This window comes from Paenibacillus thiaminolyticus (assembly GCF_003591545.1).
GTDB classification, from domain to species: domain Bacteria; phylum Bacillota; class Bacilli; order Paenibacillales; family Paenibacillaceae; genus Paenibacillus_B; species Paenibacillus_B thiaminolyticus_A.
Map to the genome: position 1 here is coordinate 75,677 of NZ_QYZD01000013.1, position 25,901 is coordinate 101,577.

21 protein-coding genes and 2 pseudogenes are annotated in these 25,901 nt (G+C 50.8%); 20 read left to right on the forward strand and 3 right to left on the reverse strand.

Going from position 1 to position 25,901, the window contains the following annotated elements:
* The first annotated feature begins 128 nt into the window (after nucleotides 1-128).
* The 15 genes and pseudogenes from DQX05_RS15465 (at nucleotide 129) to DQX05_RS15530 (ending at nucleotide 13,658) form a co-directional block, all read left to right on the forward strand.
* Nucleotides 129-1,498, forward strand: a pseudogene (locus tag DQX05_RS15465) (MATE family efflux transporter).
* Nucleotides 1,499-1,854: 356 nt separating this feature from the next.
* On the forward strand, nucleotides 1,855-2,661 hold the full coding sequence (locus tag DQX05_RS15470; RefSeq protein WP_119794457.1) for a MerR family transcriptional regulator: 807 nt from the start codon (nucleotides 1,855-1,857) through the stop codon (nucleotides 2,659-2,661).
* Between the two features lie 221 nt (nucleotides 2,662-2,882).
* Nucleotides 2,883-4,874 carry an FAD-dependent oxidoreductase gene (locus tag DQX05_RS15475; RefSeq protein ID WP_119794458.1) on the forward strand — a complete coding sequence of 664 codons (1,992 nt, stop codon included), beginning with the start codon at nucleotides 2,883-2,885 and terminating at the stop codon, nucleotides 4,872-4,874.
* 137 nt (nucleotides 4,875-5,011) lie between these two features.
* The gene (locus DQX05_RS32155) at nucleotides 5,012-5,461 is read left to right on the forward strand and encodes an SDR family NAD(P)-dependent oxidoreductase (protein ID WP_259392018.1); all 450 of its coding nucleotides are present in this window, start codon (nucleotides 5,012-5,014) and stop codon (nucleotides 5,459-5,461) included.
* 13 nt (nucleotides 5,462-5,474) lie between these two features.
* Nucleotides 5,475-5,711: a Rossmann-fold NAD(P)-binding domain-containing protein gene (locus DQX05_RS32160; RefSeq protein WP_259392019.1), complete on the forward strand. Its 237-nt coding sequence runs from the start codon at nucleotides 5,475-5,477 to the stop codon at nucleotides 5,709-5,711.
* Nucleotides 5,712-5,807: 96 nt separating this feature from the next.
* Nucleotides 5,808-6,134, forward strand: a pseudogene (locus DQX05_RS15485) (hypothetical protein); the annotation flags it as partial.
* 297 nt (nucleotides 6,135-6,431) lie between these two features.
* A complete protein-coding gene (locus DQX05_RS15490; RefSeq protein ID WP_119794459.1) occupies nucleotides 6,432-6,827 on the forward strand; it encodes a hypothetical protein in 396 nt (131 codons plus the stop codon).
* Between the two features lie 14 nt (nucleotides 6,828-6,841).
* Nucleotides 6,842-7,168: a S8 family serine peptidase gene (locus DQX05_RS15495; RefSeq protein WP_397335545.1), complete on the forward strand. Its 327-nt coding sequence runs from the start codon at nucleotides 6,842-6,844 to the stop codon at nucleotides 7,166-7,168.
* 68 nt (nucleotides 7,169-7,236) lie between these two features.
* The gene (locus DQX05_RS31420; RefSeq protein ID WP_119794461.1) at nucleotides 7,237-7,632 is read left to right on the forward strand and encodes a transposase; all 396 of its coding nucleotides are present in this window, start codon (nucleotides 7,237-7,239) and stop codon (nucleotides 7,630-7,632) included.
* Nucleotides 7,633-7,654: 22 nt separating this feature from the next.
* Nucleotides 7,655-7,993, forward strand: coding sequence for a transposase (locus DQX05_RS33185; protein ID WP_119794462.1), 339 nt, complete (start codon nucleotides 7,655-7,657; stop codon nucleotides 7,991-7,993).
* Between the two features lie 104 nt (nucleotides 7,994-8,097).
* Nucleotides 8,098-8,997, forward strand: a complete 900-nt coding sequence (locus DQX05_RS15510; protein WP_119794463.1) for an SMP-30/gluconolactonase/LRE family protein — start codon at nucleotides 8,098-8,100, stop codon at nucleotides 8,995-8,997.
* A 354-nt stretch (nucleotides 8,998-9,351) separates the two neighbouring features.
* The gene (locus DQX05_RS15515) at nucleotides 9,352-10,281 is read left to right on the forward strand and encodes a dihydrodipicolinate synthase family protein (RefSeq protein WP_119794464.1); all 930 of its coding nucleotides are present in this window, start codon (nucleotides 9,352-9,354) and stop codon (nucleotides 10,279-10,281) included.
* A 371-nt stretch (nucleotides 10,282-10,652) separates the two neighbouring features.
* The gene (locus DQX05_RS15520) at nucleotides 10,653-11,810 is read left to right on the forward strand and encodes a sensor histidine kinase (protein WP_182914772.1); all 1,158 of its coding nucleotides are present in this window, start codon (nucleotides 10,653-10,655) and stop codon (nucleotides 11,808-11,810) included.
* A 125-nt stretch (nucleotides 11,811-11,935) separates the two neighbouring features.
* On the forward strand, nucleotides 11,936-12,997 hold the full coding sequence (locus DQX05_RS15525; protein WP_259392020.1) for a mechanosensitive ion channel family protein: 1,062 nt from the start codon (nucleotides 11,936-11,938) through the stop codon (nucleotides 12,995-12,997).
* Between the two features lie 136 nt (nucleotides 12,998-13,133).
* Nucleotides 13,134-13,658 (forward strand): GrpB family protein, encoded by a 525-nt coding sequence (locus DQX05_RS15530; RefSeq protein WP_119794467.1) that lies wholly within the window; start codon nucleotides 13,134-13,136, stop codon nucleotides 13,656-13,658.
* Between the two features lie 64 nt (nucleotides 13,659-13,722).
* Here DQX05_RS15530 and DQX05_RS15535 read toward each other — a convergent pair whose 3' ends face one another.
* Entirely contained in the window at nucleotides 13,723-13,968 is a 246-nt protein-coding gene (locus DQX05_RS15535) for a hypothetical protein (protein WP_147385193.1), read from the reverse strand.
* Nucleotides 13,969-14,345: 377 nt separating this feature from the next.
* On the opposite strand from DQX05_RS15535, the gene DQX05_RS15545 reads away from it, so the two are divergent.
* The 3 genes from DQX05_RS15545 to DQX05_RS15555 all read left to right on the forward strand — a co-directional run bounded on the left by DQX05_RS15545 (nucleotide 14,346) and on the right by DQX05_RS15555 (nucleotide 19,454).
* Nucleotides 14,346-15,482 carry a response regulator gene (locus DQX05_RS15545; RefSeq protein WP_119794470.1) on the forward strand — a complete coding sequence of 379 codons (1,137 nt, stop codon included), beginning with the start codon at nucleotides 14,346-14,348 and terminating at the stop codon, nucleotides 15,480-15,482.
* 188 nt (nucleotides 15,483-15,670) lie between these two features.
* Entirely contained in the window at nucleotides 15,671-16,327 is a 657-nt protein-coding gene (locus DQX05_RS15550) for a GGDEF domain-containing protein (RefSeq protein ID WP_182914773.1), read from the forward strand.
* A gap of 13 nt (nucleotides 16,328-16,340) precedes the next feature.
* Nucleotides 16,341-19,454, forward strand: coding sequence for a hybrid sensor histidine kinase/response regulator (locus tag DQX05_RS15555; protein WP_119794472.1), 3,114 nt, complete (start codon nucleotides 16,341-16,343; stop codon nucleotides 19,452-19,454).
* 51 nt (nucleotides 19,455-19,505) lie between these two features.
* On the opposite strand, the gene DQX05_RS15560 is transcribed toward DQX05_RS15555, so the two are convergent.
* A complete protein-coding gene (locus tag DQX05_RS15560; protein ID WP_119794473.1) occupies nucleotides 19,506-19,688 on the reverse strand; it encodes a hypothetical protein in 183 nt (60 codons plus the stop codon).
* A gap of 366 nt (nucleotides 19,689-20,054) precedes the next feature.
* On the opposite strand from DQX05_RS15560, the gene DQX05_RS15565 reads away from it, so the two are divergent.
* Complete coding sequence (locus DQX05_RS15565; protein WP_119794474.1) at nucleotides 20,055-22,874, forward strand: endo-beta-N-acetylglucosaminidase; 2,820 nt, start codon at nucleotides 20,055-20,057, stop codon at nucleotides 22,872-22,874.
* 705 nt (nucleotides 22,875-23,579) lie between these two features.
* Here the strand turns inward: DQX05_RS15565 and DQX05_RS15570 are convergent.
* Nucleotides 23,580-24,497 (reverse strand): transposase, encoded by a 918-nt coding sequence (locus DQX05_RS15570; RefSeq protein WP_119794475.1) that lies wholly within the window; start codon nucleotides 24,495-24,497, stop codon nucleotides 23,580-23,582.
* 1,082 nt (nucleotides 24,498-25,579) lie between these two features.
* Between DQX05_RS15570 and DQX05_RS15580 the strand changes: the two genes are divergently transcribed.
* Nucleotides 25,580-25,882: an urease subunit gamma gene (locus DQX05_RS15580; RefSeq protein WP_119794477.1), complete on the forward strand. Its 303-nt coding sequence runs from the start codon at nucleotides 25,580-25,582 to the stop codon at nucleotides 25,880-25,882.
* Nucleotides 25,883-25,901: the final 19 nt, after the last annotated feature.

A 25,901-nucleotide genomic window follows, 5' to 3' on the forward strand; every position in this document is an offset into this window, starting at 1 on the left:
ACAGGGGCGTGATCAGAACCTGTATTCAAGATCTCCTTAGAAGTGTGGCGAGATGGGAGATGATGGTCATGTTTTCAGCAGAAAGTTTTGTGATTTCATAGTCTTTAGATAAGCGGCGAGATCCGTTCATTTCCTTTAGTTCAACTTATATAGATAAGTATTTTACGGGGGAGTCCCTCGACTATAAACAAATTATAGCAATTATTATTCCAATCCTGGTTGACCAGGCTTTTATTATTTTAATGAGCTTGTTAAATACGGCCATGATTAGTTCGTCCGGGGTTGCTGCGGTTAGTGCCGTGAGTATGGTAGATTCGCTTAATATTTTTATCATCAATGTATTTGTGGCCGTAGCTACTGGCGGCACTGTGATCGTAGCGCAATATAAAGGCAGCGGAAATAATGAAATGGTGTCCAAGGCCGCTGCGCAGGCGATATCTGCGGTAGCAATTTTGTCCGTATTCATCAGCGCGTTTGTAATTACTTTTCATACGCCGGCTTTAAATTTATTATTTGGACGGGCTGAAGCTGACGTGTTCCAGAATGCGAGGATTTATCTGATCGGCAGCTGTATTACTTACCCGTTTATTGCAATATTTCAAGCGGTAACCGGTGCGCTCCGAGGTGTAGCGGAGACGAAGGCATGCCTGGGCTTATCGTTAATCATGAATGTCACTTTTCTGTGCTTGAATGTGCTGTTCATTACGATTCTCGACATGGGGGTAATTGGCCTTATTATTTCGATGCTGACCGCCAGAATTCTGGGAATGGCAGCTTCGATGATTTATTTACTGAAGTTCAACCAAACCTTACGTTTTCGAATCCAAAATGCACTGCGGCTTAATTTCCCGATTTTAAAGAAAATTATGTTTATCGGAGTTCCATTTGCGGCGGAGCAGATGTTCTTTAACGGCGGCAAGCTGTTGACCCAGACTTTTATTGTACAACTGGGGACGCTCGCTATTACCGTGAATGCGATTAGCGGCTCTATATCGCTAGTATTTCAAATCGGTGCCAATGCCTTGAGCATTGCGATCGTGACGGTAGTCGGCCAATGTATCGGAAGAAGAAATATCGCCGATGCCAGGAAGTTTGTCAAATCATTTCTCGGGCTATCTGTGGCATTCTTCCTTATTATGGACATCATACTGCTGCCGATGTTCCCGCTGATCGTCAAATTGTTCTCTCCGCCGGCAGAGATTATTCCGGATATCTTCTCGCTAACTTTGCTGATTGCGGTGGCACAGCCTTTGTTCTGGTCGTTCAGCTTTATTACACCGTCAACGCTTCGTGCGGCAGGGGATTCCAACTTTACGTCGATCTCTTCCTTGCTCTCGTTGTGGCTGCTCCGTGTCGTTCTGGGATATGTCCTTGGAATTACGCTTGGTTTTGGCATTATGGGGTATGGATTGCTATGATTACGGAATGGGTCGTTCGGGGCTCGGTATTTATGTGGTGGTTCAAGGCAGAGAAATGGTACAGCCGCCAGCTAATTTAAACTGGGAAGGATCGGATATAGCTGCTCCTATTCAAATAGTATTTGTTAAAATCGCTGATGCCAGTAGCATTGGCGATTTTTTGCGAGCTTTTATGTGAATTAATTCACGACATTATTGCTTAGTTTCCCTTTAAGATATTACTAGGACGTGTTCAAAAAGGTCGGTTTTCAGCACCGAGAAGGTTGGATGAAGCTAGGGACTGAGGAGCGGAGCGTACGTAGTTGGTACGTGAGCACCGGAAGGCCCGGCTGAATTCAAGATTCGATGCCGAGCCCACTTCCTGATTTACTTCGTGATCAGAAGCGAACTTTTTGAACTACCTCTATTAAGGTGTTTATCGAATTGGGGGACTGGTATGAGATATTCCATCGGAGAGTTTGCAACGATTGCCGGTGTTTCGACGGATACCTTGCGGCTGTATGAGAAGCAGGATATTATAAGGCCGCTAAGGGATCATAGCAATAATTACAGATATTATAATGACCTGGATGTCCGCAGCCTGCTGATGAGCCGATGGTATCGGAGCATGCAAATTCCATTGCAGGACGTATCAGAGCTTATCAACAGCGGGACCTCGCATCAAGTGATGGACAGAATTGACCAGTCCAAGTTCAATCTGGAGAAACAAATCCGCAAGAGTACATTGCTCTTAAATAAAATGAAAGAGATCCAGGCCGAGCTTGACCAAATCGAGGGGAGGCTGCATAAGTGTCAGATCAAGCAATTGCCGGGCAGATACCGGCTTAAGCAAACGAATCAGAATCGTTTATTGAAAGTGCCTTTTCTAAAAGGAGTCATAAACGAATGGATGGAGCTGCTGCCGTTTAGTTTCTTTTGCTTGCGGATTGAGAACTGGAATGAAGCGCCGGATAACGATAGGTTTGAGTATAACTGGGGAGTCACTTTGACGGAAGAAGATTTGCAGAATTTGAATGTTGGGATCAGTGACTGCGTGGAATACCTTCCTCCGGTCCGCTGTCTGTCTTCGGTGATTCGGACTTCAGCGCAGGATAGCTTCTCGGTCGATTCCTTCCGCTTTATGTTAGTTGAATTGGCAGACCGAGGCCATCGGGTCGTGGGAGATATTACGGGGAAATTATTGCTGAACGAATATATTCAGGAGGATCCCGGTTCCTATCTCGAAATAAACATTCCTTTTTAGAAACGTTATATTTAGTCCGATCAATCAGCTTGCTAATGATGTTGCATGCTAACTGACGGATCATAAAATCTCAAGGTACGCCGGTGTTTTTTGGCTGACTTTGAGATTTTTTTCACATAATCGCCATTGACCTTGGTGCTGCACCAAGGTTTACGATTCTGGTGTAGCCTTGAGCAGTAAGAGAAGAGGGGCTGCGGTAAACAATCATAGGGGGGACATAAGTGCGAAACAAATCTGTAGTTAAATTTATGATGATTTCTATATGCCTGGTCTTGATTTTGACGATGCTGGGCGGCTGCAGCGAAAACTCGAATTCGAACAAATCGCAATCAGAAGGTGCGGTTAGCAGCAATTCAGAACAGTCTTCATCAAATGGGAAGGATACTGCAACGAAGATGTCCTTTACTCCGGGGACCTATACGGGAGAGGCCAAGGGTAAAGAAGGAAATATTAAGGTTGAAGTTACATTTACAGAAGACGAGCTTATCGATATTAAAATAGTTAGCCAAGGAGAAACTGCAGGGATTGGCGATGCTGCGATCGACACCTTGAGAGAACAAATCATTGATAGCCAAACGCTGGCGGTAGATGCTGTGTCCGGTGCTTCCGAGACAAGTGCCGGTTTGCTGGCAGCTGTAGAGGATGCGGTTAATCAAGCGGGCGGCGATGTGGAAGCCTTCAAATCCAATGCAGTGAAAAAAGCTGGAGGAGGCAAAACGGAGCAGCTCTCTGCAGACGTAGTAGTCGTAGGCGCAGGGGCATCCGGTGTATCCGCTGCCGTATCGGCGGCAGACAAAGGCGCGAAGGTTATCATCGTTGAGAAAACGGCAACCATCGGCGGTGCGAGCAACCTGTCCTGGGCAGGCAAATTCTACAATTCTTCAGCATCAATCAATGAGGGGCTGAAGATTAATGTTGAGAAGGAAATAGCTGAGTGGATATATAACAATCACTGGCGTGTTGATGCAGCTGCGATCCGCCAATATGTGACGAAATCAGGAGACACCTATGATTGGTTGGCGAATAAGGGTTACAAAACAACGTTCCTGAACTTCGCTGGAGAACCTCTGCATGTGCTTCCTGCTTACGATACTCGTCAGGAATTGCTGAGAAATATGCTGGCGGAATCTGTTGAGAAGAACGGTGGTCAAGTTATTACAGAGACTACAGCCCAGAAGCTGATTACAGGCACCAATGGTGAGGTAACAGGTGTAGTAGCTGAGAAGAAGGACGGAACGACGCTGGAAATCTCGGCGAAGAGCGTAGTTATGGCAACAGGCGGCTATGCGGCCAACCAAGATATGGTTAAGGAAGCCTTTGGATTTGAAGGAATCAACGGCGGTTTGGGCCAAAATGTCGGCGAAGGCCTGAAAATGGCTTGGGAAGCCGGAGCTAAGGTTCCGGACAATTTTGGTGGTCAAATGCTGCACCAAACGTTAGCAAGAGCGACTGATAAGCTGAAAGAGAAGTATTCTTCCTTCGAAGCAAGCTATCCGATGATGCTGAGCTACTTGCCGAACTTCATGAACGTAGGGCCATCCGGTGCGAGATTCCGTGATGAAGCAGCTACACTGGAAGCAGTAGCGGCTGCGAACACAAGTGCTTTTAATGGAGCTTATCATATGGTCATCGTATCTCAATCTCAAATCGATGCATTGACGAGTCAAGGCATGAACGGCGTACAAGCGCCGAAGCTTCCAGGCATGCCGCCAGAATTCTACGCAGACTTCATGGATCAATTCAAGCTGGATACCCCTTGGAAGGATGCGCAGCAAGTATTTGATACGATGGTTGAGAATGGTGATGGCTTTAAAGGCAATACGATCGAGGAGCTTGCTGCAAACGCTGGCATGGACGTTGAAGTCTTCAAAGATGCTTTCGTTAAATATCAAGAAGCCATCAAGACTGGTATAGATACCGAATTCGGGAAATCTAAGGAATATTTGCAATCGATGAGTGAGAGCGGTCCTTACTACGCTATCATCGCTGAGATCAATAACCTTGGTTCGGTAGGCGGTCTGCTCGTTAATACCAGCTTCCAAGTATTAAATGATGATCGCATTCCAGTACCAGGCTTGTTCGCTGTAGGTTTGGAATCGGAAGGCGTACTGTTCAATGATACGTATGTTGGCAATGGCGTCGGTATCGGTTACTCCTTCACTTCCGGACGGCTTGGCGGTGAGAGCGCGGCAGATAAAGCGCTGGCGAAATAATAACTTGTGCTAATGATTGAAATAGTTTAACTAGAAAGCGGCTCTTTCCATCTTTAATGATGAGAGGGCCGCTTTTAATATAATGATATGGCAGGTAGAATGGTCTATAGAATTCAAGTTGAAGGAGGAATACATACATGAATATTTTGATTACCGGTGCTGGCCGGGGGTTAGGCTATGAAATGACCGCTGAAGCTCTTGAACGCGGCCATGCCGTTATTGCCGGAATACGAAATCCCGATGATCCAGGCGATAAAATGAAGGAGCTTGCAGGTCAGTATGGCGATAAAATAACAGTTGCCAGATTGGATGTTGAGGACGAGGAAGGCATAGCTGATCTGGCTGCTAAACTCGCAAGTGAAGGACGTACCCTCGGCGCGATCGTGAATAATGCCGGGATTCTTCTTGCCCGGGACACAGGGATAGAACAATTAGATATGAAGGATGTGGCTGCTTCGTTCGAGATCAATTTGTTTGGGCCGATACGGGTAGTGAAGCATTTTCTGCCGCTCCTTGTTGAGCCGCAAGCCTCGCTAATCAATATTTCCTCTGAAGCGGGCAGCCTGACGATATGCATATCCGAATGATTATCCCTATGGAATGACTAAGACGGCGCTGAATATGTTTACTCTGCAGCTGCATAGTTTACTCAAGGGGCGTGATATTCAGGTGCTAAGTGTTCATCCGGGCTGGATGAGAACCGATATGGGAGGAGAGCGGGCAGCTTTGGACCCTCAGGAAAGTGCTCAAAGCATTCTTGATTTGATTGAACGCAAAATCGTACCTGATGCTAAATATCATTTTGTGGACTATGCAGGGAAAGAAATGCCGATTTAACCATCGCGTTCTTGCTAATGTTTGTCCTAATTTCGCTTCTTCTACATATAGATGTGTAGAGGAGGGTGAGGCGAATTGGATAAAATAGTGAAGTAGTATTATCAGCTTAAGCAGCAGCAGAAGGAGACCGAGCAGCAACTTGCGGAATTGCGGGGGGAGATCATTAACTACTGTAGTGAGCAAGGCGTCTCTTCTTTGGAGGTTGGGCATTACAAAGTGAAGCTGGTTCAGCAGGAACGGAAGGAATTTGATGACCAGAAGCTATACGAGGCGCTGCCTGACCCTGAGGTGTGGCGCATGCTGTCAAAGGCGGATCCATCTAAAGTTGCCAGTTTGATCAAACTGAAAGCGATTTCCGATGAGAGCATCAAGGGAACCTTTTCATTGAAAAATATTACGCTGCTGCAAGTGGACAAGAAATAATACTGGATTTAAGCTCAAGCGCAGGGGGGCAAAGCCCTCCTGTTTGTTTTGAGCTTTTTTTGCTTAACGGATAGATAGACTGAAGCAACAATAGAGAATTTGCTAGTTATAGCATATTTAGACAAGAAAAAACTAGTTTAGTCGAGAGAATAGGCTGAATAAGTCTAATTTTAATAGATTATCCCGATTAATTTAATGGGATTTATAGAAGGAAAATTATAGTAGATATAGAATTTAATATTACTAATAACAACAGGTGAACTAAGCTCAGAAAATCTTTTGAAGGAGAGTGAGGATTTGAAGAGGAGAGTTGTTGGTAGTTTACTAAGCTTCTTATTAGCCTTCACGCTAATATTGCCGGCAGTAGGAGCGCAGGAAGACACTTCGCATGATACAGGCGGAGTTCAGAAGTTCGTCTCGCAATTAGATCCAAAGGCTATTTCGCTTGATTTAAACGGTTTGGATCAGAAGGTTAAACTGGAGAAGCCATCAAAGAGCGCCGCAGCGCTGAGGTCAGCGGATCAGCAGGCGTATGGCCTGCAAATTGAAAAGATAGACACCCTCGATTCAGCACCAATTCAATCGATTCAACCTCAAAACTATGTTCCCCTCTCAGATAGTACAGAGCGCATTTCCGTCATTGTAGAATTGCAATCCGAGCCGCCAATGGAGAACAAGGTGTCAAAGGCGTAGCTCCGAAAACTGAAATTCATGCATATAAGGTACTGGGACCGTACGGCAGTGGTTCAACGGAAGACGTGATTGCAGGGATTGACAAAGCTGTAGCTGACGGGATGGATGTGATCAACCTGTCGCTTGGTTCAGAAACCAATAACGAAAGATCAGCAGATTCCGTAGCTGTTAACAACGCGATGGTTGCAGGAACGATTACTGTTGTATCAAACGGAAACAGTGGTCCAACTGAAGCTACAGTAACCGACCCGGGGACGGCTGAACTGGTCATTTCTGTTGGTGCATCGAAACCGCCGTTAGTGACTCCGATCATGAAGATCGTTGGATCGGATGATCCTTAGAACCTGTACTCAATAAAGCTCAAGATCTCCCCGATATAGTTTATGGAATGTAATGGGAGGAGAAGGCATTGAAGTATCCGAGCGACTTAACGACAAAACAGTGGAACATAATAAAGCCCTTATTTGAAAGAGAAAAGCGTGGTAAGCACTTTCAGGTTCACAGCAAACGCAAGCTTGTAAATGCTGTTCTGTATATTAACAAAACAGGCTGTCCATGGAGACAGTTGCCGCATGACTTTCCCAAATACACCACAGTATCATCGTTTTATCAACGCGCCGTCAAAAACGGGTTGTGGGCAAAGGTTCTCAAAAAACTAGTACAAAAAACTCGCACGGAAGCAGGTAGAAACGCTGAACCAAGCTACGCATTAATTGATTCGCAAAGCGTGAAAACCACATCGGGAGCAGAAGATCGCGGTATGGATGGCGGAAAAAAACAAAAGGTCGCAAACGTCATATTGTGACAGATATTATGGGTAATTTGCTGTGCGTTGTTGTTCATGCGGCAATATTCACGATACTGTTGCTGGAGGTGAGGTTATACGTGCCGCATTGTCAAAATACCCATCAATAAAAGGAGTTTGTGCTGATGCCCGATACCGTAAAACCTTCAAAGGATATACTGAAAAACTAGGATTGAAGGTAGATATTTCGGAGCGAATCAAAGCGGGATGGAAAATACCTCCTAAACGGTGGCGTGTAGAGCGGACCTTCGGTTGGATGAACGGCTCTCGCCGCTTATCTAAAGACTATGAAATCACAAAACTTTCTGCTGAAAACATGACCATCATCTCCCATCTCGCCACACTTCTAAGGAGATCTTGAATACAGGTTCTGATCACGCCCCTGCTGGCGTTGTGGGAAAAACCGGGATGAACACAGCAATCTGTGGTAGGATGTGGAAAAGGGGAGATGGAGGAAAGCACTCGATGAACGCGGAGCTGTTATATGATGCCAGAGCGGAGCTTGGCGAAGGGCCGGTATGGGATGAGCGAACGCAGCGCCTGTACTGGGTTGATATTACGGGAATGGCGATCCATTTTGCAGAGCCTGTATCCGGGAAGGGGGAGACAGTCGCAATGCCGGGCTGTGTCGGGGCGGTCGCCTTGACGGAATCGGGACGCCGCCTCCTGTGCGTGCTGCAGGACGGCTTTTATTTTGTTCATCCGGATACGAAGGAGGTTGACCGCATCGGCGAGCCGGTTCTCCATACGGGACAGATGCGGTTCAATGACGCGAAATGCGATCCGGCCGGACGTCTGATAGCAGGAACGCTAAGCCTGTTCGATGGAAAGCTGAGCCTGTCCAAGGGAGAAGGCGAAGCTTCCCTGTACCGGCTGGACCCGGATGGCAGGGTCGACCTCCTGCTGGAAGGCATCACGCTGTCGAACGGGATGGGCTGGAGTCCGGACGGCGGAACGATGTATCATATCGATACCCCGACGATGCGAGTCGACGCGTTCGACTATGATGTGGCGCGTGGCGTGCTCGGCAACCGCCGATCCGCCATCCGCATCCCCGATGGAGAAGGGATTCCCGACGGGATGACCGTCGACGCCGAGGGGATGGTATGGGTAGCCCATTGGGGAGGAGCGCGCATTACGCGCTGGAATCCGGAGACAGGAGGGCAGCTCGCAGCCGTGCCGATTCCGGCGGTGCATACGACCTCGCTCTGCTTCGGCGGCCCATCGTACCGCCAGCTGTACGTCACGACAGCACGCATCGGGATGAAGGTGGAGCAGCTCGAGCAGCAGCTCTATGCGGGCGGCGTGTTCCGCGTCGAGCCCGGACCGCCCTCGAGCCGCTTCGATGACCGGCTGCTGCCGTGAATCGCGGAGCGAGCCCCGATGCGGGCGAAGGATTGGGGGCTCGGCCGGGCGGGCGAGAGGCTCCTCGGGGCCGCGGCGGCATGGCGAATGTCATCAGATGTCCATAATGAAGCATGGCATCGGTCTGGCCGCTATGCTAGAGTTACAGTATAAGGGCCAGTGGCGGCCTGGCCGCCTCGCAGGGCTCCCGAACCGGGGGAATTCATGTTGGCGGCGCGATGCGAATGCGGGAAGGGGAATTTCTTTTCGGCGAATTTTGTTACCGATAACTCTAAACCCAGGTTAGCTTTTCAACCTGGTCGCCTCGTCCTAACCAGCTACGAAGATCTACAGCAGATGAAGGAGTGATTACGCATGAAGAAGCGCAGTAAATTGCACGGTATTATTCCGCCGGTCATTACCGTACTCGATGAACACGGTCAGCTTGATACGGCAGGCATGGCGCGGATGATTGATTTTTTGACGGAAGCCGGAGTTCATGGCTTGTTTTTTCTTGGTTCAGCGGGTGAATTCTTTCACATGTCGGCTGGGCAGCGTAAGCAGGTCGCTGAATTCGCGATCCGGCACACGAACGGACGCCTTCCGGTTCTCATTGGAACCGGATCGAGCCGGACGGATGAAGCGATCGAGCTCAGCCGCCATGCCGAGTCGGCCGGCGCGGATGCGGTCGTGGTCCTCAATCCGTACGCCGCGAAGCTGAGCGACGAGCAGCTGTACCGCCATTATGCCGACATCGCCGAATCGGTGTCGCTGCCGATATATATCTATAATTTTCCGGGTCTGACCGGGCAGGAAGTGAAGCCGTCCATCATCGCGGCATTGGCCGCAACGTATCCGAACATTGCGGGTGTCAAGCAGACGGTGCAGCAGATCGAGCCGATTTTGGAGGTCATCCGCGATGTGAAAGGGCAGCGGCCGGAGTTCGCAGTGTTCGCCGGCTACGACCATCTGCTGCTGGAGACGCTGATCGCGGGAGGCGACGGCGCGGTTCCGGCGAGCGCCAACTTCGCCCCGCATCTGACATGCGGGCTGTACGAGGCATACCGATGCCGCGATCTGGCGGTCATCACCGGCATTCAGCGCAAGCTGTTCCGGATCGTGACGGAGGTGTATCCGCTTGACGCTCCGTTCTTCCATACGATTAAGGAAGCGGTCCGCGCTTCCGGCGTTGAGATTCCAACTCATGTCATGCCCCCGGCCCGGCCGCTGTCCCCGGAGCTGCGTCGGGAATTGCTGCAGCTGCTGGAGCGCCATGAGCTGCTGCGCATCCTGCAAGGAAGCTGAATGAAAAGCCGGCCTTCCGACAGCTAGGGCCTGGCCTGACAGCATGCGGGGTTCTGTGCTGCGGCCATGAAGCTGACCGAATTGCGGCAGCCCTTGTCCTCTCCCATTGGAGCAGGACAGGGGCTTTTGTTGTGTTCAGGAAAGGAAGGCACTAGAACTATCACAATTGTTAAGCTCTTCTTCATCTTTTCTTCATCAAATGTTAGCAGGCTGTTCATCAGCGGCAGCTATACTGGTACTCATATTCCAGCTGTTGAAGGGTATCTGTACTGTTCGGAACAAGCAAGGGAGAAAGGGAGGAGCTTATGAATCGGAGTATACGAAGTCGGATAGGGGATCGTCGGCCTCAGGAAGCTCGGGAAGCCAGCCGCTTGTCAACGGGACGAGGGGGAGACCGGCTAGACGCGGCCCGCTTCCTGTGGAAGCTGCTGTTTATTGTGGGAATTTGCTTGTGCGGCGCATTTGCGCTCACCATGTTTGTATTGTTTGCTTTCCGATTCATTATGCATGCGGTCGATATTCCGCCGCTGTGGAAGCTGTACCGGCTATTTTCTTCAACCATTGGTCTGGAAGGAATGGCGCTGCTGGCGACGGGGGTGCTGTTCATCGCCAGCCTGCTGTGGCTCATCGGCACCGAGGCGGTATATTACGGGCAGATCAAGGACAGTCTCGTCCGCCTCGCCGATGGGGAAGAAGCGATGCCGCTTCCTGTCAAGCGTTCGGCGGCGGAGCTGGACGAAGCGGCAGATGCCGTCAACCGGCTGTCGCGGCAGATGTCTGCGGCCAGGGAGAACGAGGAGGCGACGGCCGAGCGGATGAACGCGCTGATGACCGCACTGTCGCATGATGTGCGCACGCCGCTGACTTCGATTCTGGGCTATTTGCAGCTGATCGCGGAAGACGGCTACCGGGATGAAGTGGAGCTGCGCCACTATGTTCAGATTGCGCGCGACAAGGCGCTGCGCTTGAGCCGGGCCGTCGATCGGCGGTTCGAATTATCGAGGCAGCCGCAGGTTCCCGAACGGGAGGGGTGGCATCCCGTCGATGTGCGCCGGCTGCTGATGCAGTTGGCGGAAGAGTACCGTTTCCGCTTGAAGCAGCCGAGGATCACGATAGCGTTGGACTTCGCTGAGCCGGATGGGCAGCCGATGATGATTTACGGGAACGGGAGCCGGCTCATGGAAGCGTTCGAGCTGCTGATTGCCGAAGCGGCGCGAACGGGACGGCCTTCTGGGCCGATCCGAATCGGGCTGTTCGGTGCGGAGGAGACTGCCGTCGTGCACATTCGCAACGATGGGCAGCCCGTTCCCGGAACGGATACGCCTCTCCAGGAGGACGGCGTCTTCCGGCCGGCTGCCCGAACGTATGCGCCGCCTGCGGAGGATGAATGGCTCGACGGCAGATGGGCTGACGCCCGGGGCATTGTGGCATCGCATGGCGGAACGGTTGCCGTATTTGGCCATCCTCCGCGCGCCGCCTATGAGGTCCGGCTTCCTTTATGGCGCACCGAGGATGCTGCCGAGGCTTGACCGGGTGGCCTCAGGCCGCGCCGGCGGCATCTTTTCCCGTCCAAGGGGTCAATGTTATAATGGAACCCAACTAACTTAAGATAATGAGGTGAATCACCCAATTGCTTAATGAATGGATTCCTGGCATGTTAGAGACTATGGATTGGAGCCGGTGGCTGAGCGCCGCCGGGGTATTGCTGCTGTTTTTGCTATTCCGCAAGCTGTTCACGAACTATCTGTTCGCCCTGCTGATGCGCGGATTGTCGCGCTCGAAGGGGGCCACACATTTTTTGGCGGCGTTCGAGAAGCCAATGCAACTTTTTTTCGTCCTGATCGGTATCTATCTGGCCTGCAAAATGGTCATTCCTCCAGGCGGAGCCTTGCTGCCCGCCATCGATAAAATTTACCGCAACGTCTTCATCGTCCTCGTCGCTTGGGGACTCTACCATGCGGCGGCCCGCTCTTCCAGCATATTCAGCGGGCTGTCGGCGCGGCTCGGGCTCGATGAGTCGAGCATGCTGATTCCTTTCTTATCCAAGGTGCTGCGCTTCCTCGTGGTCGTTATTGCGCTAACGATGATCGCCTCGGAGTGGGGGTACAGCATTAACGGCGTCGTCGCGGGACTTGGCCTGGGCAGCCTGGCGATAGCGCTGGCCGCTCAAGACACGCTTAGCAATTTTCTGGGTGGCATCGTCATTATTACGGAGAAGCCCTTCTCCAAGGGCGATTGGATTATGACTCCGAGCGTCGAAGGGACGGTCGAGGATATTACGTTCCGCAGCTCGAAAATCCGCACCTTCGCCCATTCGCTCGTTACGGTGCCGAATGCGACGCTGGCGGGCCAGGCGATTACGAATTGGAGCCGGATGGGCAAGCGGCGGGTCACGTTCACCTTGAACGTCGCGCTCGATTCGGATCGCGAGCGGCTGCAGGCCGCCATCGCCCAAATGGACGCGCGCCTGCGGGAGAACGAAGCGGTAGACCCGGACGTTATTATGGTGCGGTTCAGCGAATTCAACGAGAGCAGTCTGGGCATCTTTTTCTATTATTTTACCAAGACAACGGTATGGGCCGAATATTTGCAGCATAAGGAGCAGATCAATCTGATGATTATGGAGGTGCTTGAGGAAGAGGGAATTTCGCTCGCGCTGCCAAGCCAGCGGCTCTATGTAGAAGCGGCCCCTTCGCCGCAGCGTTTTCCGCTGTAGGGCTGTTAGGTCCGGCCATTTGCTCAGCATGGAGATGCCGGAGTATGTCAATGAGAGAGTGCTTCGGTTCCTTGAAGCTTGAGAGGCTGCAGGGACATAGAGACTCGTAATAATGAATGGAAAAGGGGAGCCAGCGATGGAAACGGTCGTCATTGTGGACTATGACCCGGACTGGGTACGCGACTATGAGCAGGAAAAGCGGGTTATCGAGGAGGCGCTGACAGATATCGTCGCCGCGGTGGAGCATATCGGCAGCACCTCGGTTCCCGGTCTGGGTGCCAAGCCGATCATTGATATTATGGCCGGCGTTCATCGGCTGGAGGTGCTGACCGAGGTGCATATCGAGCGCCTGGCCGCGATCGGCTACGAGTATGTACCGAAGCCGGAATGGCCGGAACGCCGGTTTTTCAGGCGTGGACGCTGGCGGGCCGGTACGCATCATTTGCATATATACCGGCATCGGGATCCCCATTGGGAAGCGCACTTGCTGTTCCGCGATTATGTAAGAGCCCACCCGGATGTCCGGGAGCAATATAGGCAATTGAAGCTTGAATTGGCCAGCCTGCATCCGCATGATCGCGTCGAATATACGCGGCGGAAGGCGCCGTTCATCGAGCGTGTGCTGCGTCTAGCGCGCGAGGAAGACCGAAGCCCGTCCTGATCCGGACGGGCTTCGCCATGTGCGGCCGTCCCTGCCTGGCTTGCAGGGGCTGCTTGCAGATTAATCAGTACTCATCATTCCAGTACGGCGTAATGTCGTCGCGTGCTATCGTTGGGACCGTTGATCCGGGATAACCCAATAGCCGATGCTCCCTGACCGTTGAGGAGTGCAGCAGATCGCTCGATTCCGCTTCTCTGTTGTCACCGATGAATGATCTTGGCGCGGGCAGGCCAAGCTCTCCAGGCTGCGCAGGAAGAACTGAAGCATCGCCGGCTTCTGATACACGGAACTGCCGATCAAGATGCAACACAGATATCACCCCCTCAATCGCGCTTTGGAGGCAGCTCTCCGAAGCGTTTTTTATGATTATCCCTTTTGTTCAGTTATTGTTTAGTATATTTGACTAAGATGAAAGCGTTCGTGCCTTTCGAATTAGGTCTCAGGTCTAAAGCAAAAGGCGCAGGCTGTTTCTTTTTCTCCCCCATCGCTTTATAGTGAAGATGACCGTATGGTCTAGCGGCGAGATCCATGGAGGAGCAGCAGGCTGCGCGATCCGCTTCGGCATCGTCGATGCGGGGGGCAGGAAGGGACGAGCCGGCCGTTCCGCCACGGGAACATGCATGATTCCGGCGTGTCCGATGGATGAGGGGGAGGCCGCTGCGGTCAAGATTGCAAGGGGGAAGGAATATGAAAGCGATCCTTGTCGATGATGAGATGCTAGCGCTGCGACGTATGGAAAAGCTATTGAAGGAGCAGGATGGAAAGGAAGTGCCTATTGAAATTGTCGGTTCATTTCAGAATCCGCATCTGGCCTTGGAAGTGGCGGAACGGGAGACGTTCCATCTTGTCTTCCTAGATATCGAGATGCCGGAAATGGATGGAATGGAACTGGCAGAACGTCTGTTGCGCATTCAACCCCACCTTCATATTGTATTTGTGACGGCATATAACGAATATGCGGTTGAGGCATTCGAGCTGAATGCGTTAGACTATTTATTGAAGCCGGTGCAGCGGACCCGCATCGAGAAGACGCTGAAGCGGCTTGCTAAGCCGGTGCAAGTTAACGATGAAGGGAAGCACAGCCAGCTTGAGGGGATGCTGTGCACATTGTCTTATCTGCATTATATTACTCCCCAACAGGAGCTGAAGACCTTCCACTGGCGGACGGTCAAAGCACAGGAGCTATTTGCCTATCTGCTTCACCATCGGGAGCAGACGCTGCGCAAAGATACGATTCTCGATTTGCTATGGCCGAATTACCGCATTGAAAAGTCATCAGCCCATTTACATACGACGATTTACCAGATTAGGCAGGTCATTAAGCAGAGGGCATTACGAATCCACATCAAATATATGGATGAGGGGTACCGGCTCGAATTGGGCGGCATGAAGCTGGACAAGGAGGAATGGGAAAAGGCGGTGCGTCTGGCCCCGCAGGTGTCTCCCGAGACGATCCAGGAGCATCAGAAGCTGCTGAACGCCTATCGGGGCGATTATTTGGCGGAGCATCAATATTTGTGGGCGGAAGGCGAACAGGAGAGGCTTCGGTTAATCTGGTTCAATCATGCGAAGCAGGTGGCCGAATGCTTGATGCGGATGAACGCATATACGGAAGCGATGCCCCTTTACAAGCAGATTCAGGAGAAATATCCGTATACCGAGGACAGTTATTTCGGACTGATGAAAATTCATGCGCAGTTGGGCAACTACGGGGAAGTCATCAAGCAATTTCAACTGTTAAGCCACAATTTAAAAGGAGAATTAGGCATTGAACCCAGCAGAGAAGTTTTTGCTTGGTACATGGAATGGAAAAATAGCATTTAATCGCGCCGACCGTCGTGGATTCTGCTTCCGCGGCGGTTATTTTTCTTGGGAGGACGATTCAGTATTTGTTCAGTAGGCCATCATAGAATAGTCGATGTTTATGAGAAAAAGTCGAAATTTTAGGTAAAAAATCCAATTCATTGTGGGAGTGAAAACCAATCAACATGAAATATACGGGCAGAATAATAATGACTGCCATGACGCTGTGCGGATGGGTCGCACTCATCGCATACCTCATGTCGGCAAAAATGATGAATCCGATGTTGGCCGTGCTCACCATTATGATGCTTGGTGTATCTTGGCGATGCGGCAAACGGTATGATGTCGTGAAGTATGAATCGGAAATCGACCCTATGACATTGGCGTATAACCGCAGAAGTGCCGATGTAATATTTCAGAGGCTGGCTGGCAAACACCGCAAAAATGGACAAAAAACCGCCGTCTTTTTCTTCGACGTGGATCGGTTCAAAGAAATTAATGATACGTATGGCCACAATGCGGGAGATCGGGTGCTGCGACTCATTTCGACCGTGCTGCTGAATACATCGGGCAGCGAGACCGCGGTCGTTCGCTGGGGAGGCGATGAATTTGTGTTCATGGTGCCCTGCTCTGACCGGTGCGAGCTGCGGAGCATCCGCAGCCGCATAATGAACAAGCTGGCCTTGACTGCAGAGCAGGCCTCGGTTCCTTTTGCGGTATCTTATGGCTATGCGGTCTATCCGGAGGAGGGGACATTATTAAGCGATATTGTGGAGATGGCGGACAGACATATGATGCGAATCAAACGAAGCAAGCTCCGCTGCGGCTCTCAGGATACCTCCAAAATGCAGCTTTCACTACAGTAGGGAGATTGGGCAAATGGCAAAACGATATGTTGTTCGACTCGTCTTTGCACTCGTGACCATTCTGTATGTTGTGTTGGCCGGCGGTTTCTTACGGGAATGTGAGGCATTTCCGAAGCCGGTGCAGGGGGTGCTTGATCTTCGCGGCAGCGGGTGGGAACAGGGGGGCCTTATCAAGTTGAAGGGGGAATGGGAATTTTATCCGGACAGGATATTCTCGAACGCTTCACAGATTGAGGCCCTCGGTGCCAAGCCCGTCTTCATCCAAGTGCCGGGCCTCTGGAGCATCGACAGCGCATGGACGGGACCCCGGCCATTCTCTACATACGGCACGTACCGATTGCAAATTATTCTTGACAACAGCGCGGAACAGATATTTTCTTTTTATGTGAAATCCATTATGAGTTCCCACAGCATGATCGTCAATGGCCTGCGCATCGGCAGCAGCGGGCTCTCCCCGGACGATTTCCATTCAAATACGCTATACAACACCTCCTATGTTGCCTATGCGCATACGAATAGCAATGTTATCGATCTGATGATCCAGATCGACAGGTCAGACTCCGTCTGGCAGGGGGCCATCACCAGGCCGATATCGTTTGGACTGCCGCAGCAAGTGAACTTGGAGCGGAACCTTGAGCTTATGCTGGAAATGGGCATTCTGCTGACCTTATTGTTGGGCGCTTTTCATACGATACTTATTTATCTGTTCCGATTGCCGCAGCCCGGGTGGCAGTATTTTGTTCTTTTTTGCATGTCTGCGATATTGTTCGTTCTTATTTTCGGAGAAAGATGGGGAGCGATGCTGTTCCCGATGCTGTCCTTCTATTGGCGCTACAAGCTGATGATAGTGACGTCGATCGGCATGAATCTGTTCCTGCTGCTCTATGCATCGCGAAGGCGCCGATGCTATGTTCATCCGCAGATAGCCCGATTCGCGGCATACGTCTCTCTGCTTGGAACCATCGCCGTTTTGCTAGTGAATTATAACCGCGGTATCATTGCCGTGTCCACGGTAACTCATGGAATATTTCTAGCCTTATATCTGTATTTATTCTATAGGCTGGTACTCGGTTCACTGGTTGCCGGAAAGACCTTTCCTTTCTTGCTGAGTATCGCATTCGCGGCTGGAGGATTGGCGGTATACGGTGGAGTATTCGGCGTCCATGAGTCGCTTTATTGGTGGTATTTGAACTTTATCATCTTTATTTGCGTGCTTGTCTTCCTTCAGGCAAGGCAGCATTACGTCGCCTATCGAAGAGAGAAGGAATTGGCCGAAGCATTGTCGAACCATAGGCGCTCGAATGAAGAATTTATGGCAGCGACAGCCAAGGAATTGAAAACGCCGCTGCTTGCGATTATGAATTTGGCGCAATCCCTGCTGGAAGGCAGCCGTGGCAACTTGTCGGTCAAGCAAGAGGAAGATTTGCATATCGTTGTATTTGTCGCGAAGCATATGACCAGATTGGTTAGCGATCTGCAGGATTGGTCAGAATTGAAGGAAGGAAGGATGCTCATCCATGTGAAAGTACTTGATCTGAGGAGAACTGTCACCGCTGTGATTGAGATTACCCGTTATATTACAATGCCTCGAGACATTGTAATATGCAACAACCTGGATGACAATCTGCCGCCGGTGCTGGCTGATGAGCAGCGATTGATGCAGATTATGTCGCAATTGCTGCACAACGCGGTGAAGAATACGAAGAAGGGCACAGTGACGGTATCGGCCCTGGCATTGGAGGAAGCAGTGGAGGTTCGTATCTCGGATTCGGGAGGCGGAATGACACAGGCGGAGATGGAAGGCATCTTCGATGCTTATGAGCAGGATGTGCCGCATCGTTCTTCTTTTTTTGACAGAAGGCTCGGTCTGAATGTCACGAAGCGGCTGGTGGAGCTTCATGGCGGAACCATTGGCGCGACTTCAGCTATAGGCCGCGGCTCAACGTTCTATTTCCGTCTGCCAATCGCTGAACAACAGCAGGGGGATGAGGGGGAACTTATGGGGAAGGAGGATGACAAGGCGGCATTTCCCGTGCGGATGCCGCTGGAATATCAGGAGCAGTTCGGCTGGGAGATTGCGGAAGAGATCGTGTTCGATGCGCCTTCTCCTTCTTTCACGGTCGACGAGATTGGCGAGGCCTGCATTCTTATCGTCGACGATGATCCGATTCATCAGAAGGTATTGGAAAATCTGCTCTCCCCTGATCGATTCCGGCTTACCACGGTCTCCAGCGGGGAAGAGGCGTTATTGCAAATTCGGCACATCCGGAACTGGGATCTGGTGCTGCTCAATCTGATGATGTCTGGCATGTCGGGCTTGGAAGTATGCCGGCGCATTCGGGAGATGCATTCCTTGTTCGAGCTGCCGGTACTTATGTTAACGGGAAGGGGGCGAACCGATGATGCACTTGCCGCCTATTCGGCCGGAGCGAATGACTTTGTGGCGAAGCCGATCGACTCCGCCGAGCTGCGGGCCCGCGTGCGGACGCTGCTGCTGATGAAGCATTCGGCGAATGAGCGGTTCCGTATGGAGATGGCTTTTTTGCAGGCGCAAATCAAGCCCCATTTTATTTTCAACACGTTGAACTCGCTTGTCTCGCTCAGTGAAGACGATCCCGAGCAGATGCGCGAGCTGCTCGTCGAATTCAGTAATTATTTGCGGCAGAGCTTCCGCTTTGATAATGTGGAGCCATTGGTACCGCTCGAACGTGAGCTTCAACTGGTACGTTCTTATTTATACATAGAAAAAATCAGGTTCGGGGACCGGCTTCAATTTACGATCGATCTGCCTGAATCGCATCGGCTGCGTATCCCGCCGCTATCCATTCAGCCGATCGTGGAGAACGCCGTCCACCACGGGATTATGAAACGGATGGACGGGGGCACGATTCATATTCGCGTCTATGCGGAGGACAAACATTATTGCATCGAAGTCTGCGATGATGGGGTCGGCATTTCGGCCGATCGGCAGGAGGAGCTGTTGGCGAAGAGCGCGACCGGCGGAATCGGGCTCAAAAATATTGATTACCGATTGCGGCAGCTGTTCGGTACGGGCATATCGGTGCGCAGCGCTCCGATGGAGGGGACCTGCGTCAAATTTTGTATTCCGTGCGAGACAGATAACTAAGCAGGGGGCTGCCTTAAGGTGTTGTTGACCTTAAGGAGCCCCCAAGCTGTTTTATCGATGCAATTGAACGATTCGCTCAAGGTCAGGAGTGACAGGGATATCATCATTTTTCTTTTTTTGTGCTGCCCGTCTCATTTGATGATAATGGCGCTTGCACAAGTTTTTCGCATAGTGACGTTCCTTGCAGCCATCTTCACTGCACAATCGTTGTGTTGCCATTCTAGGTCTGCCCATGAGTACCTCCCCTTTTGACTATGTATTAATACCTAATTGTAGATGTTAAGAATGAACAATTTCTGAACGAAATAAGCCAAAAGATACTGGAAAACATAAAAAAAGGATTTATTTGAATAAAAATTTAAACTTTTTTTATATCGTCAACTATAATAATAAGTTTCTGTGTTGTCCTTTTACAAGAATTAAATAAAAAGTTGTGGTTCCAAGGTCTCGGGAAACGGGTGTTCCCAAAATATGCCTTTGGTTTTGGATAAGGAGGTGTGATTCGAGGTTCCCCCTGGCCGCAATTTCTGATAGGATAGTTCGTGGAAGCCTTTCCACAATAAATATTAGAGGCGATGGATGAAAGAGAGGTGCAGTGCGATGAGTGCAGATTATTCATCACGCAGCAGCAATGACAAGCAGCATGTACTGGAAGATTGGTCAGCGGCCCAGGAGACACCGAGAGGGCCAGGGCAGCCATACCTCCATGGCTACAATGCCAAGGAATTGAAAGCGTGGTCACCCGACACGGATCCGTATGCCCGTTTTTTTCGCTCGCGGGTGCCGCTCGCGAAGCGGATAGCACCGTTCGCCCCGACTCAAGCGCATCCCGCGCTAACGTATCAGGCGAAGGTGATGAACTTGTCCGCCGATTATGACAAGGAGGAATGGTTCGGAGCCTACCGCTATAATGACAGCTTCAGCAGGAATGTCCTGAAGTTCTGGCAGTACCAAGATATTTATGCGGCATGGCACGGGCTGCCGGTATATGGTTCACCGGAGGAAGAGCGGCAATACGGCGTCGTGAATCTTCCGAATCCGGCGTATACCGACGCCGCGCACCGCAATGGTGTCATTAGCCTGGGCGGCTGGTTCTGGCCGCGTGACACCGATTTCGGCGAACTGATCGAGGAGACGGAAGATGGACGCTTCCCGGTCGCCGACAAAATGATTGCGATGGCGGAGTATTTCGGGTTCGACGGCTACTTCGTCAACCAGGAGGCAAGCATAAGTGAAGAGCATGCCGCCCAACTGATGAAGATGCTGAAATATATGCGCGAGAGCGGACTGTACTTCAGCTGGTACGATAGTCTGTCGCGGAATGGCGAATTGCAATATATCAATTTCTTCAATGAGATGAATGCGCCATGGGTTCTGGACCAGCGGGACGGCCGCCAGCCGAACGACAGCATATTCATTAACTACGCGTACACGCCGGAGCGGCTGGAGAAGAGCAATGCTTATGCGAAGGAGATTGGACTTGATCCGTACGAAGCGCTTTTTTCCGGTGTGGAAAATGATAAGTTCCGCTTCGAGCGCGGCAATGAGCTGAAATCCATTTTCCGGGATGACGAGGCCCGTACTCCGCGCACGAGCGTGGCGCTGTTCGGCACCGACATGGTATGGCACCGCGGACCGAATCCGTCGGATCCGAAGATGCAGCAATATATTGAGCACCGCGAGCGCATGTACTGGTCTGGCGCCAAGGGCAATCCTGCACAAAGCGGACGCGGCATCGGCTCGGAAGGAGAGAGCTGGGACGGATTGGCTCATTTTATACCGGAGCGCTCAGTTATCGGTTCGTATCCGTTTGTCACGCGCTTCAACAACGGGCACGGGCTCGCCTTCTTCTTGAACGGAGAAGTGGCAAGCCGCACAGGCTGGAACAATGTAAGCGCTCAAGAACTGCTTCCGACTTGGCAGTGGTGGGTTGCTTCCGAAGGGAATCCGCTGGATGTAGATTATGATTACAGCACAGCGTGGAACGGCGGCTCGTCCATCATAGCAGAAGGACTGCTGGAACCGGGAAGCAGCACAGACATTCGCCTGTACAAGACGGATTTGCCGGCAGACATGGACGTGTTGTTATCGCTAACCTGCAAGCTTGGCTGGTCGTATGCCGGGTATCATTCGCAGGATAACGAGGCGTACTCCGATCTGGTACAGCTCCACATGCTCTTATACTATGAGGACGAGCCGGAGACGCCGGAAGTGTTGTCTTTCGATGCGGCGCCAGGCACAGAGTGGACTACGCTTGCGAAGCGGCTTGCCGGTGGGGAGAAGCGCCGGATCGCCGCCATTGGAGTCCGCATCTCATCCCTAGCGGAGAAAAGTGTCGCCGTCAAGGTGAACCTGGGTGAACTGAAGCTGACCGAGGAAGCGGCACAATTGCCAGTGCTGAAGGCCCCAGCCGGCTTCCAAGTAGAACAGGCATACTTCAGCGAGGAGCAAGCCTCCCTCATATTGTCCTGGCAATTCGCCGATGATTGTGTTATCGATAACTTATGGTATTACGATCTGTACCGTGTGAAGGATGGAAAGCGGGAAGCGATAGGCAGAATCTTCGATAACGTGTACTACGTCAAATCCGTAGAGCGGCTCGGAGAGAACGAGCTTACCTTCGAAGCGGTGGCCGTGAACACAGAAGGAGTTGCAGGACAGCCGGCCGTCGCCGTATGGTCGTGGGGAGACGGCGAAGCCGTCGATGCTCCAACTGGGCAGCACCCGGCAGAGAGCCTACAGCCTCAATTCAACACGGAAGAGGATATTGTGCTCGAGCCAGGCTGGAGCCGGTATTTGAATATTCGCGTCGAGCCGGCGTGGGCGGATAATCTGTCGCTGATATGGACCTCCAGCAATGAGCGCACCGTGACCGTCAATGAGCGTGGCCAGATTACGGCCGTTGCACCGGGCGAGGCGGTCATCACTGCGGCTACGGGTAACCTGGGGGGACAAGAGGGCCCATCGCTGCAGATGAAAGTGAGTGTCGTCGCGCCAGAAGCGGCTCCGAAAGGCGGCGTCACGCTGGAAGCGGAGCAATACAACCGCTCGAACGGACTGTTCATTCCAGGCACGTATGTGCATGTGCGCGATTTGCATTTTGCCGACTGGATGGCGTTCGATGATGTCGACTTTGGTGCGGAAGGCGTGAGCCGCATTACCGTGCGCGCTGCCGTATTGACGGAAGAGACGCGGATCTTCATCCATATCGGCGATGCGGAAGGTCCGCTGGTTGCGGATATGGAGCTGCCGTTGAAGGACGGCAAGCTGGCTCCGTTCTATCATAACTATTCGATGGAATTGGCTCAACCGCTTACCGGGCGTCAGACGCTCTATATCACCTTCCAGAATCCGAATATCCGCCGTTGGCAGATCCGGGATACGGGGATTGCGGACATCGATTGGATCCACTTTTCATAAGATGGCATAGGCTGCCGGCCCTGGACATGAGTCCAGGGTTGGCGGCTTTTTGGATGTATGGAGAGAGAAGCGCACTTTAGGGTTGTTTGTCGAAGCTAGGAGCTTCCGTTTCAAGTCCTTTTCGTCACTCTCCCTTCGACTCAGCTTATGGCGGCGCGGCATGATAAGCTGTGTAGTGGGAACGTTAGCTGTCACCCATGCCTTCCATACCAGCCTACCTAGTAAAGTATCTTTTCCCCGGCATGCATAAAAGTTCCTAATTCATATCAAGTTCGTATGACCCTATATGACATCACAAAACAAAGCTCATATAAAACGGCAGGAACACAAAGAACAAGCCCTTATGACTCGAAGTATCATCACAAATAAGGCAAGCCCATCTGACTCGATGTAATATCGGAATAAGTAAAGCTCAACTGACATGACGTAATATCGGAATAAGCTAAGCTCAACTGACTCGACGTAATTTCGCAAATAAGGCAAGCTCAATATCGCAAATAAGGCAAGCTCAACTGACTCTATATAAGATTGCAAAATACGTAAACTCATAAGCGGGATCACAAAATAATAGAAGCTCGTATGACTCTATAGAAAATCGCGAAAATAGAGGACGCTCATATTACCGAAAAATCGGAATAAAGTGGCTCTTATGACTATGGAGGATGACGAGATATAGAGTTCATAAGATGCATGAGAGCGCCAAAATTAAGCCGCCTTCCGAGTGTATGGCCGACTACGAAGAGAATGTATGGAGTGGCCAGGAAGGAGTGGCCGGATAGCTATCGACATGCACAGATGAAGAAGCTGCTGCATGGTGCAGTCGTGCTCAACGCGGGCATTATATCGAAAGCAATATTCGTCCAAATAAGCCTGCAAATATTTTGATCCAATCCCGTGAAATGTATCGTTCATCCAGCGCCAAGCTTGACGGAAGGTCTGATATAAGCGGCTGTTCCGGCGTACTTGGATATGGAAGCGGTTGATATAGGTTTCGCCTGCATTTTCCGCATGCCATGCTGCAAAATGGTCACAGCCGATTGGCAGCAAAAGTTTTTTGCTACAATGTTTTGGATCGACTTTCTTCATTTTTAATTTGCCAATATAGGCTGAAGAACCCGTCACCGATTCGGCGATAATCAATGGACATTCTTTCGGATGAAGCTGGATGGGAGACGGGATGGAACGTCCGTAGAACGCCACAATGCCCTGAACTATGCCAGGAAGGGGGTGATTGGCGTCGCTGTGACTGATTACAGCTCTAATCTTATGCAGGATTAACCAAGCTGTCTTGTAGGTGACTTGAATGATCGAGCGCAGTTGAACAGCGTTAATTCCTGTATCTGAACGGGAGACGAGCCACAGCGCGATAAGCCACTTCCGTAGGGACGTGCGGCTGCCCTCCATGATGGTTCCCGTTGTGATGGAGGCCTGATATCCGCAGGCGCTGCATTGATGGAGAGGGAGCCGGCGGGTTTGGATTAGATAGGCACGACCATGCCTGCACCGAGGGCAGATAAAGCCTTGTGGCCATTTCAGTTGGGTGAGAAATGCAGCACAGGCCGATTCCGTAGGGAAATGGTGCTCTAATTGCTCTATATTCTCGATAGACTCCCAATTGCACATCAAGACAACCTCCTTATCTTTATGAAATACAGAAATAAACGAGAACAAATGTTCCCTCTAGTTTAATTATACCGAACATTAGTTCTTGTGTCTAGCATAAATCGGTAATTCAAGGAAAAATTCTCTTCTTCCAAATCGTGCACTATCCTTTATGACCATATTACTTCACTATCCCCTTAAGACAGGAAGCAGATTTAATTTCGCCATCAAATAATAAAGAACATATAGCCTTAGTTAAAGGGGGACTGATGCAACGGGATAGTGAAGATAAGAGCGCTAATGATAGGTAACGATGCAAAGGGACAGAGATGGTGGGATACGGAAAAAAAGAGCATCAAGGTTGTGCTCAACATAGCGGTATTAAACTGACTGGATGGGATAGTGAAGATAAGAGGGCGTCAGGATGATAGGTGACGGATGCCATAGGAAACTGAGATGATGGGATAGTGAAAACAAGGGCACCAAGATGATGGGTCACGGTGAAAAAGAGCTGAGGCAGTGGAGCACGAATCGTATTGTTTTGTCCGGGATCAGATACCGGGTAGTGTCGAGCGTCAGGGGAAAAATTTGCTTAAATGGATGAAAAAACGCAATCGCGGATGAGAGCGGAGGAAAAGTTCTGTTTTAACGGCGGAAGACAGCGTATTTTGTTCGTTTTGTCAATTTACAACGCTTTAATTTCATTTGTCTTTTTAATAGAATGAAGGTAACGATCGACTAGATCATTGTCCTCACTTGATTCGATGAATGAGTTGTCCCTCCTTCACCTAATGCTCGTTCATCATTGTTAGTTCTTCTCTTCACGGCTTAAAGCCGATTCTTTTTGACAATGGCTTGCAACTCGATAACCTCATTGTAGCCAACCCTTTTGCGATAACATTGAATCATTTCCAACAACGGCAGCTTCGACTGCCTTACTTTGCCGTTCAGACATGTAAGGAGCCGCCTGAAGCTGTTCACCCAGTGTATTAAAATGCAAAAACGTGAAACTTTATGGACAGGTTTCATGAAAGAATGAAGTGTCCATTTCTTTTTTTCGGGCACATTTTCATCAGAATGACAACGGAACGGGAGGAGCATATATGAGATTGACACCTCGGGAACAGGAAAAGCTGATGATTGTGGTCGCAGCCGATCTGGCCCGCAGACGCAAAGATCGCGGCTTGAAGTTGAATTATCCGGAGGCCATCGCTTTGATTACATATGAAATTATCGAAGGCGCGCGGGATGGAAAAACCGTCGCGCAGTTAATGAGTGAGGGTGCGACCATCCTTACACGGGATGATGTCATGGATGGGATAGCGGAAATGATTCCTGATATTCAGGTTGAAGCGACGTTCCCTGACGGAACGAAGCTGGTCACGGTGCATGAGCCGATACGGTAGTCTGGCATAGGGAGTGGAA

Bases quoted from the DNA above. Each gene is read 5' to 3' on its own strand.
- DQX05_RS15470 (WP_119794457.1), top strand. From the start codon at position 1,855: ATGAGATATTCCATCGGAGAGTTTGCAACGATTGCCGGTGTTTCGACG.
- DQX05_RS32155 (WP_259392018.1), top strand. From the start codon at position 5,012: ATGAATATTTTGATTACCGGTGCTGGCCGGGGGTTAGGCTATGAAATG.
- DQX05_RS32160 (WP_259392019.1), top strand. From the start codon at position 5,475: ATGACTAAGACGGCGCTGAATATGTTTACTCTGCAGCTGCATAGTTTA.
- DQX05_RS15510 (WP_119794463.1), top strand. From the start codon at position 8,098: ATGAACGCGGAGCTGTTATATGATGCCAGAGCGGAGCTTGGCGAAGGG.
- DQX05_RS15515 (WP_119794464.1), top strand. From the start codon at position 9,352: ATGAAGAAGCGCAGTAAATTGCACGGTATTATTCCGCCGGTCATTACC.
- DQX05_RS15525 (WP_259392020.1), top strand. From the start codon at position 11,936: ATGTTAGAGACTATGGATTGGAGCCGGTGGCTGAGCGCCGCCGGGGTA.
- DQX05_RS15530 (WP_119794467.1), top strand. From the start codon at position 13,134: ATGGAAACGGTCGTCATTGTGGACTATGACCCGGACTGGGTACGCGAC.
- DQX05_RS15545 (WP_119794470.1), top strand. From the start codon at position 14,346: ATGAAAGCGATCCTTGTCGATGATGAGATGCTAGCGCTGCGACGTATG.
- DQX05_RS15550 (WP_182914773.1), top strand. From the start codon at position 15,671: ATGACTGCCATGACGCTGTGCGGATGGGTCGCACTCATCGCATACCTC.
- DQX05_RS15555 (WP_119794472.1), top strand. From the start codon at position 16,341: ATGGCAAAACGATATGTTGTTCGACTCGTCTTTGCACTCGTGACCATT.
- DQX05_RS15560 (WP_119794473.1), bottom strand. From the start codon at position 19,688: ATGGGCAGACCTAGAATGGCAACACAACGATTGTGCAGTGAAGATGGC.
- DQX05_RS15565 (WP_119794474.1), top strand. From the start codon at position 20,055: ATGAGTGCAGATTATTCATCACGCAGCAGCAATGACAAGCAGCATGTA.
- DQX05_RS15570 (WP_119794475.1), bottom strand. From the start codon at position 24,497: ATGTGCAATTGGGAGTCTATCGAGAATATAGAGCAATTAGAGCACCAT.
- DQX05_RS15580 (WP_119794477.1), top strand. From the start codon at position 25,580: ATGAGATTGACACCTCGGGAACAGGAAAAGCTGATGATTGTGGTCGCA.